We start from the raw sequence: 14,603 nt of genomic DNA, 5'->3' as shown, positions 1-14,603 counted from the left end.
CATTCTTCCACACAGGTCGCGCGGATCCGGGGTCAATAGGCGCCGTCGGCGGCGATCACGGCCTTGACGGTCCGGCCCAGGATCACGAGGTCGCCCAGGATGGACCAGTTCTCCACGTAGTAGAGGTCCAGGCGGACCGCCTCCTCCCACGGGAGGTCGGAGCGGCCGGAGACCTGCCAGAGGCCCGTGATGCCGGGCTGCACCAGGAAGCGGCGGTGCACGTACTGCTCGTAGGCCTCGACCTCGTGCGGCAGGTGGGGCCGCGGGCCCACGAGGGACATGTCCCCCCGCAGCACGTTCACGAGCTGGGGCAGCTCGTCGATGCTCGTGCGGCGGATGAACTTGCCGACCGTGGTGATGCGCGGGTCGTCCTTCATCTTGAACAGCACGTCCGCATCCCCGCCGTCCGAGACGAGCCGCTGCCGGATCGCCTCGGCGTCCACCACCATGGAACGGAACTTGAGCATGGTGAACGGCCTGCCGCCGAGACCGATGCGCTCCTGCCGGAACAGCACCGGCCCGCCGTCCGTGGCCTTGACCGCGATCGCGACGGCGATCAGCAGCGGCGAGATGGCGATCAGGCCCAGCCCCGACGCGACGACGTCGAACGCCCGCTTGGCGAACGCCTTGCCCTCGGAGAGGCGCGGGGTGGAGAGGTGGATGAGGGGCAGACCCGCCAGGGGCTGTGTATGGAGGCGGGGTCCGGCGACGTCCACGAGGGCGGGCGCCATGATCAGGGAGACGCCGCGCTCCTGCAGGTCCCAGCCCAGGCGGCGGACGTCGCCGGGGACGAACGAGTGGCCCGAGGTGATCACCACGGCTTCGACGTCGCGCACCTCCACGAGGGCGACCACGTCCTCCACGGTGTCCAGGTCCGTGGAGACCGGTATCGGGAGGTAGTCCTCCCGCCGGGCCTTGTATCCGGGGAGAGCCGCCGCCACGGGGGCGTAGCCGGCGCCGGCCTCGGAGTCGAGGGTCTGGAAGATGTGCCGGACCGCCTTCGGGCCGCCGACGAGCAGGAGCCGCCGCCGGAACCTGCCGCGGTGGCGCTGCCGCGCCACCCACCCGCGCACGAGGAACCGGCCCAGCAGGAGCAGGAGCACGCCCAGCGGCAGAGCCAGACCCACGTAGCCGCGCGCCACTTCGAGACCTGCCGCATAGGCGAGGATCGCGACGGTGCCGAAGAGGTACAGGGTGCCCTGCAGGACCCGCTTGTACTCCTCGCTGCCCACCCCCAGGATCCGGATGTCCCGCGAGCCCTGGATGGTCAGCGCGAGCACCCAGGCCGCGCTCAGCGCGAGGCTGATGACGCTGTAATCGATGACTTCGGCGCCGGGGAGGGTCGTGCGCCGCGGTCCGCCGAAGCGGAGCTGGGCCGAGACGAAGGTGGCGAGCAGGACCGCGACCACGTCCACGATGAGGACGAGCAGCGGAAGGCCCCGCTCCCAGGGCCGGCCCAGGACACGGCCGCGGGCAGTCGAGCCCATGCGGAGCGCGGTCGACTCATCACCGGGACTCCCGATCACGCTCTGCTCCTCCGTCCTGACGCGGGGGATGGTCCACGTCGTGGGGGTCGGGCATGGTGCTGTGCCCCGGCCCCCGATTGTAGGCCGGAAACAGCCTTCAGCTGTGCCACCTGCCACACTCTCCTGTGCGCGCCCGCCGGTCAGTCCCCTTCGGCGAGTTCAGCGGCCTGCAGCCACTCCTCCTCCAGGACGTCCAGCTGCGCGTCGAGGTCCTTCAGGTCGGCGGAGGCCGCGGTGAGGGCGTCGAAGTCCTGCGCCTGCCCCAGCTCGGCCATCCGCGCTTCGAGGCCGGACCTGCGGTCCCGGAGCCGGGTCATCTGCTTCTCGAGTCGGGCCATCTCCTTGCGGGCCAGCCGACGCTCCGCCTCGGTGGGTCCGGTGTCCTCCTCCGGTCCGCCCATGCCCGCGCATGTCCCGACGACGTCGTTGCGGCCTCGGGCCGCGCCGGCTCCCCGGGCCGGGCCGCCGGCGTCGTCCATCGCGGCGCGCAGCTCGAGGTACTGGTCCACCCCGCCGGGCAGGCCGCGGACCTTGCCGTCCCCGAGCAGGGCGACCTGGTGGTCGGTGACGCGCTCGAGCAGGTAACGGTCATGGGAGACCACCACGAGGGTCCCCGGCCATCCGTCCAGCACGTCCTCGACGGCGGCCAGGGTGTCCGTGTCCAGGTCGTTGGTCGGCTCGTCGAGCATGAGGACGTTGGGCTCGCCCACGAGCAGGCGCAGCAGCTGCAGGCGCCGGCGCTCGCCGCCCGAGAGCTCGGAGACCTGAGTCCACTGCCGGGAGGTGCCGAAGCCGAGCATCTCGAGCAGCTGGCCGGAGGACATCTCGCGGTCACCGACCTGGAAGGACGAGCCTTCGCGGGCCATGACTTCGGCGACGCGCAGGTGGGCGACGTCGTCGAGCTCCTTCACGTCCTGGGTGAGGGTGGCCGAGACCACCGTCTTGCCGCGCTTCACCCGCCCCGCGTCCGGGGCGATGCGGCCGTCGAGCAGGCGCAGCAGGGTCGACTTGCCCGCACCGTTGACGCCGACCACGCCGAGCCGCTCGCCGGGTGCCAGGCGCAGGGTGACGTCGTCGAGGATCGGCTTCTCCCCCAGCGTCAGGCTCACGTGCTCGAGGTCGAGGACGTCCTTGCCGAGCCGGGCCGTGGCCATCTTCGCCAGGGACACCGAGTCGCGCGGGGCGGGGACGTCCTCGATGATGGCGTTGGCCGCCTCGATGCGGAACTTCGGCTTGGACGTGCGCGCCGGGGCGCCACGGCGCAGCCAGGCGAGCTCCTTCTTCACCAGCTGCTGACGCTTCTGCTCCGTCACCGCCGCCTGCCGGGAGCGCTCCGCGCGCGCGAGCACCCACGCCGCGTAGCCGCCGTCGAACGGGTCCACCGTGGCGTCGTGCACCTCCCACGTGCGCGTGCAGACCTCGTCGAGGAACCACCGGTCGTGGGTGACCACCACGAGGCCGCCGTCGGTGGGGCGCCAGCGCAGCTGCAGGTGGCGGGCGAGCCACGCGACGCCTTCGACGTCCAGGTGGTTGGTGGGCTCGTCGAGGAAGAGGACGTCGTCGTCCCCGGCGAGCAGGCGGGCCAGGGCCACGCGACGGCGCTGGCCGCCGGAGAGGCCCCGCACGGACTGCTCCAGGTCGAAGCCGTCGAGGAGACCGCCCAGGACATCCCGGACCTTGGGGTCCGAGGCCCACACGTGGTCGTCCACGTCCCCGACCACGGCCTGACGCACGGTGTGCTCCGGGTCGAGCCGGTCCTGTTGATCCAGCACGCCCACGCGGACGCCGCCGCGGCGGGTGACGCGGCCCGTGTCGGGTTCCTGGAGGCCGGCGAGGATGCGCAGGAGCGTGGACTTGCCGTCGCCGTTGCGGCCCACGAGTCCGATCCGGTCCCCCTCATCCACGCCGAGGGAGAGGCCCTCGAGGACGGTGCGGGTGCCGAAGGCGATGCCGATGTTCTCGGCGCCGAGCAGGTGGGCCATGGAGGGAGTGGTCCTTTCCGGACGGAGGAGGGGTGGTCGGGTGCGGCGGGGTGCGCCGCCGGGTGTCAGAGCACGTGGGCACCGGGCACGGGGCCGTGGACGGGGAGGGCGCGCACGCCCGTGCGCTCCTCGATGGCCGAGGCCAACCGCAGCGCGGAGGCCTCGTCCTGCGCCACGAAGAGCAGGGTGGGGCCGGAGCCGGAGACCATGCCGCGCAGCGCGCCTTCGTCCAGGCCGAGGTCGAGGACGTCCGAGAGCTCGGGGAACAGGACGACGGCCGGGGTCTGCAGGTCGTTGTCCATGGCGGTGGCGAGTTCGAGCGGGTCGGCCGCGGTGAGGGCCCGCAGGACGGCCTCGTTCACCTCCGGGCGCGCCGGCCCGTCGGGCAGGTGGCCCTCCCGGCGCAGCTCGTCCAGGGTCTGGAACACCACGGGGGTGGACAGCCCGGCGTCCGCCGGGACGAGGACGAGGTGCACCGGGGTGCGGGCCGCGACGGGGGTCAGCTCCGCCCCGGTCCCGAGCCCGACGGCGGCGCCGCCCAGCACACTGAAGGGCACGTCCGCGCCCAGCGGGGCGGCCAGCTCGGCGAGCTCGGCGCGGGTGTGCCCGGTCTCCCACAGGACGCTGCACGCGAGCAGCGCGGCGGCCGCGTCGGCGGAGCCGCCGCCCATGCCGCCCGCGACCGGGACCTGCTTGGCGACCTCGAGGTGGACGCCGTGGGTGTCAGGATCGAGCCCGAGGGTGCGCCGCAGGTGCGCGGCGGCGCGGTGCGCGAGGTTGCGCTCGTCCCAGGGCACGTCCTGGGTGTCCACCAGACTGATGTGGCGGCCCGACGGGCCGACGGTGATCCTCCCGTCCGTGCGCGCGATCGCCGTGACGGTCTCCCGCAGGCTGACGGCCAGGTACACGGTGGCCACGGGGTGGTAGCCGTCCGCGCCGGGGGGTCCCACCCGCAGGGACAGGTTCACCTTGCCGGGGGCGCTGACCGTGACGTGCCGGGCCGTGGGGTCGAGGCCGAGGTCCTCCGTCGTCATGCGCTCACCTCCTCCGCCGCACGCCGCGGGCCGTGCTCGGCGATCCGCGCGAAGGCCGCGATGTCCAGGGCCTCGCCGCGGGCGCGCGGGTCCACGCCGGCGGCCACCAGGGCATCCTCCGCCGCCTGCGGCGACCCCGCCCAGGATGCGAGCGCGGCGCGCAGGGTCTTGCGGCGCTGGGCGAAGGCGGCGTCCACCACGGCGAAGACCTCCCGGCGGGAAGCGCCGCCCGCCGGCGGCTCGCGCCGGGTGAAGGCGACCAGCCCGGAGTGGATGCGCGGAGCCGGCCAGAACACCTGGGTGCCGATGGTGCCCGCCTTGCGCACGTCCGCGTACCACGCCGCCTTGGCGGACGGCACGCCGTAGACCTTGGAGCCGGGCCCGGCCGCGAGACGGTCCGCGACCTCCTCCTGCACCATCACCAGGCCGTGCCGCAGCCCCGGCAGGACCGCGAGCGCGTGCAGCAGCACGGGCACGGCCACGTTGTAGGGCAGGTTCGCCACGAGCGCAGTGGGACCGCCGGCGGCGGCGGCGGGCCGGACCTCAGCCAGTGCCTGCTCGCTCAGCGTCATGGCGTCCGCGTGCAGCACGGCGAGGGCGTCCTCGGCCCCGGGGCGGAACTCGGCGGCGGTGCGCGGCAGGCGGGCGGCGGTGACCGGGTCGATCTCGACGGCGGTGACGGCGGCGGCCGCGTCCAGCAGGCCGAGGGTGAGCGAGCCCAGCCCGGGGCCGATCTCGAGCACGTGCTCGTCCGCGGTCACGTCCGCGGCCTGCACGATGCGCCGGATCGTGTTCGGGTCGATCACGAAGTTCTGGCCCCACTGCTTGGTGGGGCGCAGGTCCAGCTCGGCGGCGATGCGCCGCACGTCCGCGGCGCTCAGCAGCGGGGCGGGGGCGGGGTGCGGGGAGGGCTGGACCATGCCCGCGAGTCTATCGGGGTACCGGACGGGGTAACCGGGGCGCAGCGGCGCGGGCTCCGCTCAGGTGGAGAGGTCACCGAGCCGGACGAGCTCGCGGAACTCGGGGCTCGTCTCCTGCAGCCCGGCGAACGTGCCCTGGCCGATGATCCGCCCCTGGTCCATCAGCACGATTTGATCGCAGCGCTTGACCGTGGAGAGACGGTGGGCGACCACGATGACCGTGATCCGTCCGCGCAGCGACTCGATCACCTCGGTGACCCGGCGTTCCGTGAGGTTGTCGAGGGCCGACGTCGCCTCGTCGAGCACGAGGAGGCGGGGGCGCCGGAAGAGCGCGCGCGCGATGCCCAGGCGCTGGCGCTGGCCGCCGGAGACGCCCACGGCCCCTTCGCCGATCACGGTGTCCAGGCCGTCGGGGAGCTCGTCCAGCCACTGCCCCAGCTGGGCTTCGCGCAGCACGCGCTCCACCTCGGCCCGGTCCGCCGTCTCGGCGGCCTCGACGTCCAGGAGCACATTGTGCAGCACCGTCCCGTTGACCACGGTGACGGACTGCGGGACGAACGCCACGTTGTCCCACCAGCCGCGCGGGTTGGCCTCGAGCTCCACCCCGTCCACGTAGACCCCACCGCGCTGGGCGTGGTGGAAGCCGATGACCAGGTCCACCAGGGTGGTCTTGCCGGCACCGCTGCCGCCCACGAAGGCGTACGAGGAGCCGAAGGGGATGCGCAGGTCGATGTCGCGCAGGACCGGTTCGGCCTTGCCGGGGTAGGTGAAGGACGCGTCCCGCACCTCGATGGACTCCTCGAACGTGACGCGCTCGTAGGGCCGGTCCGCCGCGTGCAGGACCGGCTGCGCGGCGGCGAGTTCCGCCGTCGTGCGCTCGAAGGCCGGCCAGGAGGTGCGGATCTCGTTGGTGGTGGCCATGAGCGCGGCCATGGACGGCAGCACACGGAAGCCGGCCATCGCGAGCAGGGCGAGCGAGCCGAACGCCTCCCCGCCGCGGCCCTGGATGAAGGCCACGGCCACGAGCGCCGCGATGGCGGCCACGAAGGCGACCTCGAGCACGTAGCGCGGCATCATCGTGAGGATCATCTTGAGCCGCGTGGCTTCCGCGCTCTCCGCGCGGGCGGCCCGGTACTCCTCCATGAAGGCCGAGTCGTTGCCGCGGATCTTCACGTCCTTGTAGTTCTCCAGGCCCTGCAGCGCCGCGGTGTTGGCCCGCTCCCCCGTGGTCACCAGGGCCCAGCCCAGACGCGAGGCCGGGCGGCGGATCACGGTCTTGATCACCCAGGCGACGGCGAGGAAGTACAGGGCCATCCCGAGCCCCGTCAGCGGCATGGAGACGCCCACCACGACCGCCACCGCGACGAGCGTCACGGCCTCCGTGAGGAACGTGACGGACGCGTTCACCACGCCCGTGTAGGCCATGCTGGAGGTGCCGGTGACGTTGTTGACCAGGGTGCCCACGGTGCGCGTCAGGTGCAGGCCATAGTCAGCCCGCAGGTAGTAGCGCAGCAGCGTGGCGGATGTGCGGATGAGGTTCTGGTTGGTGAACCCCATGGTCCACCAGCGGAACGCGAGCACCAGGATCGCCTTGAGCAGGAAGGCCAGCACGATCACGACGGCGAAGGCCACCGTCTGCTCCGGCACCGTCACGGCCCCGAACCGGGCCAGCAGCCCTTCAAGCACCGGGGAGCCCAGCTCACCCGAGGTCAGCAGGCTGACCAGCGGGATGATCGAGGCGAGCGCCACCATCTCGAGGCCGGCCACGAGGACGGACCCGAGGACCACGAACACGAGGCGGATCCGCATGGGGCGGTCCACCAGGTACTGCGTTCCCTCGGGCAGCCGGGCTTTGAGGAGTCGGGTCAGCACGTCGCCCATCCTAGGGGCCGGGTCTGGATCGGCTTAGAACGCCCCGTACACCCGGGCGGTGTTCTCGCTCACCGCGCGGGCGAGGGCCGCCACGTCGTCTCCGCGCGTCTCCGCCATGCCCCGCAGGGTCACCGGGACCAGGTACGGCGCGTTGGGGCGGCCCCGGTGCGGATGCGGCGTGAGGAAGGGCGCGTCCGTCTCCACGAGCAGCAGCTCGGCCGGGGCGATCCGCAACGCCTCGCGCAGCTCGTCGTTGGCCTTGAAGGTGACGGGGCCGGCGAAGGACATGTGCCAGCCGTGCTCGGCGCACGTGCGGGCCAGATCGGGGCCACCGGAGAAGCAGTGGAACACCACGTGCGGGGGCAGCCCGCCGTCGGCCGCCTCCTCGAGCAGGATCCGGACGACGTCGTCGTGCGCGTCCCGGTCGTGGATCTGCAGGGCCGTGCCGAGTTCGCGGGCGAGTCGGATGTGCCGGCGGAAGGACTCCTGCTGCGCCGCGTGGCCGGCCTCGTCCTGCGTCCGGAAGTAGTCGAGGCCCGTCTCGCCAACGGCGCGCACGCGGGGGTGGCGGGCGAGCTCCGCGATCTGCGCGAACGCCTCCTCGAACTCGCCGCGCTCGGTCAGGCGGGCCGCGTCGTTGGGGTGCAGCGCCACGGCGCCGAGCAGGCGGGGCTCGGCCTCGATCGCCGCGATCGTGAACCGGGCCGAGGCGACGTCGCAGCCCACCTGGACCGCGCCGACCACGCCCACGGCCTCCGCCGCGTCCATCGCCTGGTGGACGTCCACGCGGACCAGGCCGTCGCGGAAGTCGAGGTGCGTGTGGTTGTCCACGACGGGCACCGGCAGCGGCTCGGGTGCGGGCGGGTACTCGAGACGACGCTTGCGGCCCGACTTCTCCTCGTGGGCGTCCCGGCGCGGGCCGCCGTCGTCGTCCGGCTGCTGGGCGGGGGCGCGGTAGGCGAGCGGGGTCTCGGATGCGTGGGCCATGCACCCCACTCTAGGGAGCCGAGCCCGGGCCGCTGATACGCCTCGGGGGCGGTGTCGGGCGGTATCCGACGTGGATACCGCCCGACACCGCCCCCGGAGGGCACGGCTCGGCGAAGGGGTCAGGCCTTCGCGGCCGCCCACGGGTCGGCGATGCCGATGTACTGCACCGAGGTGTACTCCTCGATGCCCTCGGCGCCGCCCTCGCGGCCCAGGCCCGACTGCTTCACGCCGCCGAACGGCGCGGCCGGGTTGGAGATGACACCCACGTTGTAGCCCATGAGACCGAACTCGATGCTCTCGGCCACGCGGTACATCCGGGCCTGATCCTTCGTGAACACGTAGGAGGCGAGGCCGTACTCGGTGTCGTTGGCCATCTCGATGGCCTCCTCCTCGGAGGAGAAGGTCACGATCGGGGCCACGGGGCCGAAGATCTCCTGCTGGAGGATCGGGTTCCCCTTCTCCACCTTGATCGCGGTCGGCGCGTAGAAGTAGCCGTCGCCCTCGATCTTGTGGCCGCCGGTGAGCACCTCGCCGCCGGCCGCCACGGCGTCCTGGACGAGCTGGTCGATGTCGTCGCGCGCGCCCTCGTCCACGATCGGGCCGAGGGTGGACTCCGGGTCGGTGCCGCGCAGGGGCTTGAGCGCCTCGAGCTTGGCCACGAACTTCTGCGTGAACTCCTCGGCCACGTCCTCGTGCACGAGGAAGCGGTTGGCGGCGGTGCAGGCCTCGCCCATGTTGCGCATCTTCGCGGCGAAGGCGCCCTCGACGGCGGCGTCCAGGTCCGCATCCTCGAAGACGATGAGCGGGGCGTTGCCGCCGAGCTCCATGGAGGTGCGCAGCACGTTGTCCGCCGCGTCCTTCATGAGGCTCACACCGACCGGCGTGGAACCGGTGAAGGACACCTTGCGCAGCCGCCGGTCCTGCAGGATCGGGCTGGAGATCGACGAGGCGGAGGAGCCCGCCACGACGTTGAGCACGCCCTTGGGCAGGCCGGCCTCCTGCATCACCTGCGCGAACAGCTGGGTGGTCAGCGGGGTCAGCTTGGCGGCCTTGAGGACCATGGTGCAGCCGGCGGCGACGGCGGGGCCCACCTTGCGGGTGGCCATGGCCAGCGGGAAGTTCCACGGGGTGATCAGCAGGCACGGGCCCACCGGGCGATGGTGCACCTGCATGCGCAGGGTGCCCTCGGGCACGGTCAGGGTGCGGCCGTAGTGGCGGCCGGCCTCCTCCGAGAACCAGCGCAGGAAGCCGTTGCCGTACGTGACCTCGCCGCGGGCCTCGGCGAGCGGCTTGCCCATCTCGAGGGTCATCAGCAGCGCGAAGTCCTCGGCGCGCTCGTTGATCAGGTCGTAGGCGCGGCGCAGGATGTCGGCGCGCTCCTTGGCCGGGGTGCGGGCCCAGTCGGCCTGCGCGGCGCAGGCGGCGTCGAAGGCGGCCATGGCGTCGTCGGAGTTCGCGTCCTGCAGGCTCGCGATGACCTTGCCGGTGGCCGGGTCCTTCACGTCGAAGGTCTTGCCGGAGGAGGCATCGCGCCACTCGCCGTCGATCAGCAGGCCGGTGGGGACGGACTCCAGCAGCGCCTTCTCGCGCTCAGCGGTCACGGTCATGATGCACCTCTTTCGGGGTCGGTGGTCGGAGGCGGCACGCCCCGCGTCCCTCAGGGGAACGGGTGGACGGCCACGGGTATTCCGACGCCGCCCGGCGGCGGCTCCACGGCTGATCCTAGCCAGGCACCGGGGCCGCGCCATGGCACATGAGCATCTGTGTAGCCGGGGACGTGTCAGCCCCGGGCCGCCAGCACCGCCTGATAGAGCTCCCGGCTCCGCATCCCGTGGGCTCCGGCCACCGCGGCCACGGCCTCCTTGAGCCGGGTGCCGGACTCCACCAGCACCGCCACCTCGGCGACGGCGTCCGCCTCGGACGCCTCGCCCTCGGCGCCGGGGGCGGGCGGCCCGATCACCAGCACGATCTCCCCGCGGATCCCCTCCCCTGCGTGGCGTTCCGCGGCCCAGGCATGCACCTCGGCCGCGGTGCCGCGCACCACCTCCTCGTGCAGCTTGGTGAGCTCGCGGGCCACGCACACCGGCCGCTCCGCACCGAGGACCTCCACGACGACGGCCAGCGCGTCCGCCAGACGCTGCGGCGACTCGAAGGCGACCACGGTGCGCGCCTCGGTGAGCAGGGAGGTGAGCCATCGCCGTCGTTCCCCGTCCTTGCGGGGGACGAAGCCGTCGAAGGCGAACCGATCCGTCGGCAGGCCGGACAGGGCGAGCGCGGTGGTCACGGCGGAGGGGCCGGGCGCGCAGGTCACGGGCAGCCCTGCGGACACCGCGGCCGCCACGAGCCGGTACCCCGGGTCCGAGACCGTGGGCATGCCCGCGTCCGAGACCACCGCCACCGTGGCACCGCCCCGCACCTGGTCCAGCAGCCCCTGGGCGGAGGCCGCCTCGTTGTGCTCGTGATGGGCCACCACCCAGCCCGTCGGGGTGAGGCCCAGGCCGGCGCACAGGCGCCGCGCGGTCCGGGTGTCCTCGGCAGCGATCACGTCCGCCTCCGCCAGCAGTTCACGCAGGCGCGCGGACGCGTCCCCGAGGTTGCCGATGGGGGTGGCGGCCAGGACGATGCGGCCCTCGGGCATGGGACGACCTTTCGACGGACGGACGGCTGCCCCGAGCCTACGGCCCCGGCCACCGTGCACGTCTCGCCGCCCACCCGGCCCCCTAGCATGGAGCCCGTGCCCGCCACCGCCCTCGCCCCCCGCCCCGCCGCCGTCGCGGTCGACGACGGCCCCTTCGGCGTCGCCGCCCTGCGCGCCCGCCTCGGGGTGAGTGCGGCACCCCTGACGCGGTGGCACTGGATCCTGCCGCTGCTGGTCACGATGATCGCCGGCGTCCTGCGGTTCACGAACCTGGCCCACCCGGACCAGCTGATCTTCGACGAGACCTACTACCCCAAGGACGCCTACTCCCTCCTGGAGTCCGGCTACGAGCGGCGGTGGGACGAGGACGTCAACGACGCGTTCGCGCGCGGCGAGGCGGAGCCGCTCGAGGGAGCCGCCTACGTGGTGCACCCGCCGCTGGGCAAGTGGCTGATCGGCCTGGGCATGCTCGCGTTCGGCCCGGACAACGGGGTGGGCTGGCGATTCAGCGCCGCGGTGGCCGGCACGCTGTCCGTCCTGCTGGTCGCCCTCGCCACGCAGCACCTGCTGCGCTCGGTGTCCCTGGGCGCGGTCGCCGGGCTGCTGCTGGCCGTGGAGGGCCACCACCTGGTGATGTCCCGCATCGGGCTGCTGGACATCTTCCTCTCGTTCTTCGTGCTCGCGGCCTTCGCCGCGCTCCTGGCGGACCGCGTCCACGGGCGGCGGCTGCTCGCGGAGCGGCTGGCCCTCGACGTCGCCCGGCGGGGACGCGACGCCCTGGCCAGCGGGCCGTGGCTCGGCTGGCGCCCGTGGCGACTGCTCGCGGGCGTGCTGCTGGGCGCCGGCTGCGCCGTGAAGCTCTCCGGACTGGCGTTCATGGCGGCCTTCGGCCTGCTCACGGTCCTGTGGGACATGTCCGCGCGCCGGACCGCCGGGGTGCGGCGCTGGGCGTGGGCCGGCGTCGAGAAGGACGGCCTGTACGCGTTCGTGGCCGTGGTGGGCGGCGGCCTGGTCGCCTACCTGGCCTCGTGGACCGGCTGGTTCGTCACGGAGGGCGGCTACTACCGGGACTGGCACCGGGACAACCCGCCGGAGGGCCTGCTCGCCGGGCTGGTCCCCGGCCCGCTGCGCTCCCTGTGGCACTACCACGTGGAGTCCACGACCTTCCACCAGGGCCTCACCAGCCCCCACGACTACGCCGCCAACCCGTGGACCTGGCCGTTCATGGGCCGGCCCGTGAGCTACTACTACGAGGGCGCAGAGCCCGGCGAGGGGATCTGCCCGCCGGACGCCGCGGGCGCGTGCTCGGCGGCCATCACGGACATCGCCAACCCGTTCGTGTGGTGGACGGGCCTGGCCGCCGTCCTCGTGTGCGTGTGGCTGCTGGTGCGCCACCGGGACTGGCGGGCCGGCGCCCTGCTCGGCGCCTACGCGGCCGGGCAGCTGGTGTGGTTCCTGTGGCCCGAGCGGACCATGTTCTTCTTCTACACGATCGCCTACGAGCCCTTCCTCGTGATGATGATCGCCCTGGCGCTCTCGCTGCTGCTGCGGCCGGGCCGCCGGCCCGGGCCCCGCTGGGGCTCGGCCCTGGTGCTGGCGTACGTGACGATCGCCGTCGCCGTGTCCCTGTTCTTCCTGCCCGTGTGGATCGGCGACGTCATCCCGTACGACCAGTGGCGCTGGCGGATGTGGTTCAGCAGCTGGATCTGACGGCCGCGTCGCGGGCGCGGGCGTGCCCGACCGCGCGCCGCACGCCCGGAAATGGATACGCTCGGACCGTGCAGAACCAGAGCCCCGTCCATGAGTCCGCCACCGAGCTCGTCGGCATGCCGCCGGCGGACTCCACCATCACGGACCTGATCGTCGCCTCCTGTGCCGACCGGCCGGACGCCCCCGTGTACGCCGTGCGCAACGGCGCGGGCGGCTGGGTGGACGTCCACTTCACCGCGTTCCTCACCCAGGTGCGCGCCGTGGCGGCCGGCCTGATCGCCCGCGGCGTCCAGCCCGGGGACCGGGTGGGCCTGTTCTCCCCCACCTCGTACGCATGGGCCGTCCTCGACCAGGCCGTGTGGTTCGCCGGCGCCGTCTCCGTGCCGATCTACGAGACCTCCTCCGCCCACCAGGTGGAGCACATCGTCACGGACTCGGGGCTGCGGGTGGTCGCCGTCGGCAGCGAGGAGCTCGGCGAGCGTGTCGCCGAGGCCGCCGGGCACGCGGACGTGGACGTGGCGACGTTCCCGCTGACGGACGCGGGGCTGGCGGAGCTGGCCGAGGCCGGCGCGTTCGTGTCGGACGACGCCGTCGAGCACGCCCGCTCCCTGGCGACCCTCGCCAGCCCCGCCTCGATCGTCTACACCTCCGGCACCACCGGCCGCCCGAAGGGCGCCGTGATCACGCACGGCAACTTCGTGGGCGCGGCCATCAACGTGCTGCACTTCGGACGCGAGGTGGTCCAGTGGTCCCCGGAGACGACGACGTCGCGCACCCTGCTCTTCCTCCCGCTGGCCCACGTACTCGCCCACGCCATCCAGGTCATCTGCCTGTACGCCCGCATCCAGGTGGCCCACTCCGGTTCCCCGGCCACGCTGCTCGGCGACCTCGCCTCCTTCCACCCCACGTGGCTGCTGGCCGTGCCGCGCGTGTTCGAGAAGGTCGAGGCCGGCATCGAGGCCAAGGCCCAGAAGGGCGGCACCGGGCCGATCTACGCGGCCGCCAAGCGCACCGCCATCGAGTGGTCCACGGCCGTGGACGAGGCCGAGTTCGAGGACGGCCCCGGCCCCTCGGCCCTGCTGCGCGCCCGGCGTGCGCTGTTCGACCGGCTGGTCTACCGCAAGATCCGGGAGGCCCTCGGCGGCGAGGTGATCTCGTGCGTGTCCGGCGCGTCCGCCCTCTCCCCGGAGCTGGTGCACTTCTTCCGCGGCGCCGGCATCCCGATCGTGGAGGGCTACGGCCTCACGGAGACCACCGCGCCGGCCACCGTGAACATCCCCGGCGCGCACCGCGTGGGCACCGTGGGCCTGCCCGTGGCCGGGGTGACGGTGAAGATCGCCGAGGACGGCGAGATCCTCATCCGCGGCCCCGTGGTGTTCGACGGCTACCACGGCATGCCCAAGGCGTCGGCGGAGGCCATGGAGGACGACTTCTTCCGCACCGGGGACATCGGCACGCTGGACGAGCACGGCTTCCTGCGGATCACCGGCCGCAAGAAGGACGTGATCATCACCGCCGGCGGCAAGAACGTGTACCCCACGCCCATGGAGGAGGCGCTGCGCCAGCACCGGCTCATCGAGCACGTCGTGGTGGTCGGGGAGAACCGCCCGTTCGTGGGCGCCCTGATCACCCTGGACACCGAGGCCCTCACCCAGTGGGCCCTGGACCGCGAGCTCAGCCTCACCCCGGCCGAGGCCGCGACGGACCCCACCGTGCTGGCCTCGATCCAGGAGGCGGTGGACCAGGTCAACGCGGGCGTCTCCCGCGCCGAGTCCATCCGCCGCTTCCGCATCCTGGACCACCCCTTCACCGAGGACTCCGGGCACGTCACCCAGTCCCAGAAGCTCAAGCGGGCCCAGGTGATCGAGGACCACGCCGAGGACGTCGAGGCCCTCTACCGCCGCTGACCCCGCCCCCCGGACGACGACGGGCCG

10 protein-coding genes are annotated in these 14,603 nt (G+C 73.2%); 2 read left to right on the top strand and 8 right to left on the bottom strand.

What is annotated here, in order from left to right; translation table 11 throughout:
- Positions 1-32 precede the first annotated feature (32 nt).
- The 8 genes from AC3RKA_RS02575 to rsmI form a co-directional block, all read right to left on the bottom strand.
- Positions 33-1,526, bottom strand: coding sequence for a sugar transferase (locus AC3RKA_RS02575; protein WP_489727450.1), 1,494 nt, complete (start codon positions 1,524-1,526; stop codon positions 33-35).
- 140 nt (positions 1,527-1,666) lie between these two features.
- Complete coding sequence (locus AC3RKA_RS02570) at positions 1,667-3,508, bottom strand: ABC-F family ATP-binding cassette domain-containing protein (protein WP_489727449.1); 1,842 nt, start codon at positions 3,506-3,508, stop codon at positions 1,667-1,669.
- Between the two features lie 65 nt (positions 3,509-3,573).
- The gene (locus AC3RKA_RS02565; RefSeq protein WP_489727448.1) at positions 3,574-4,542 is read right to left on the bottom strand and encodes a 4-(cytidine 5'-diphospho)-2-C-methyl-D-erythritol kinase; all 969 of its coding nucleotides are present in this window, start codon (positions 4,540-4,542) and stop codon (positions 3,574-3,576) included.
- Positions 4,539-5,462: a 16S rRNA (adenine(1518)-N(6)/adenine(1519)-N(6))-dimethyltransferase RsmA gene (rsmA, locus tag AC3RKA_RS02560; protein WP_144826170.1), complete on the bottom strand. Its 924-nt coding sequence runs from the start codon at positions 5,460-5,462 to the stop codon at positions 4,539-4,541. Before rsmA ends, AC3RKA_RS02565 begins: the two co-directional genes overlap by 4 nt.
- Before the next feature lie 60 nt (positions 5,463-5,522).
- Entirely contained in the window at positions 5,523-7,343 is a 1,821-nt protein-coding gene (locus AC3RKA_RS02555) for an ABC transporter ATP-binding protein (protein ID WP_489727447.1), read from the bottom strand.
- Between the two features lie 24 nt (positions 7,344-7,367).
- On the bottom strand, positions 7,368-8,321 hold the full coding sequence (locus tag AC3RKA_RS02550; RefSeq protein WP_489727446.1) for a TatD family hydrolase: 954 nt from the start codon (positions 8,319-8,321) through the stop codon (positions 7,368-7,370).
- A gap of 119 nt (positions 8,322-8,440) precedes the next feature.
- Positions 8,441-9,928, bottom strand: a complete 1,488-nt coding sequence (locus AC3RKA_RS02545) for an NAD-dependent succinate-semialdehyde dehydrogenase (RefSeq protein WP_489727445.1) — start codon at positions 9,926-9,928, stop codon at positions 8,441-8,443.
- A gap of 173 nt (positions 9,929-10,101) precedes the next feature.
- The gene (gene rsmI, locus AC3RKA_RS02540; protein WP_489727444.1) at positions 10,102-10,959 is read right to left on the bottom strand and encodes a 16S rRNA (cytidine(1402)-2'-O)-methyltransferase; all 858 of its coding nucleotides are present in this window, start codon (positions 10,957-10,959) and stop codon (positions 10,102-10,104) included.
- Between the two features lie 96 nt (positions 10,960-11,055).
- Here rsmI and AC3RKA_RS02535 point away from each other — a divergent pair, with 96 nt between their 5' ends.
- Together AC3RKA_RS02535 and AC3RKA_RS02530 are read left to right on the top strand one after the other, a co-directional pair.
- Positions 11,056-12,669, top strand: a complete 1,614-nt coding sequence (locus tag AC3RKA_RS02535; protein WP_489727443.1) for a dolichyl-phosphate-mannose--protein mannosyltransferase — start codon at positions 11,056-11,058, stop codon at positions 12,667-12,669.
- A 68-nt stretch (positions 12,670-12,737) separates the two neighbouring features.
- On the top strand, positions 12,738-14,576 hold the full coding sequence (locus AC3RKA_RS02530; RefSeq protein ID WP_489727442.1) for an AMP-dependent synthetase/ligase: 1,839 nt from the start codon (positions 12,738-12,740) through the stop codon (positions 14,574-14,576).
- Positions 14,577-14,603 lie beyond the last annotated feature (27 nt).

It is taken from the genome of Micrococcus sp. iso_229 (assembly GCF_058072725.1).
Note: the sequence above shows the minus strand (reverse complement) of the source record. Positions and strands in the feature narration are given on the sequence as shown.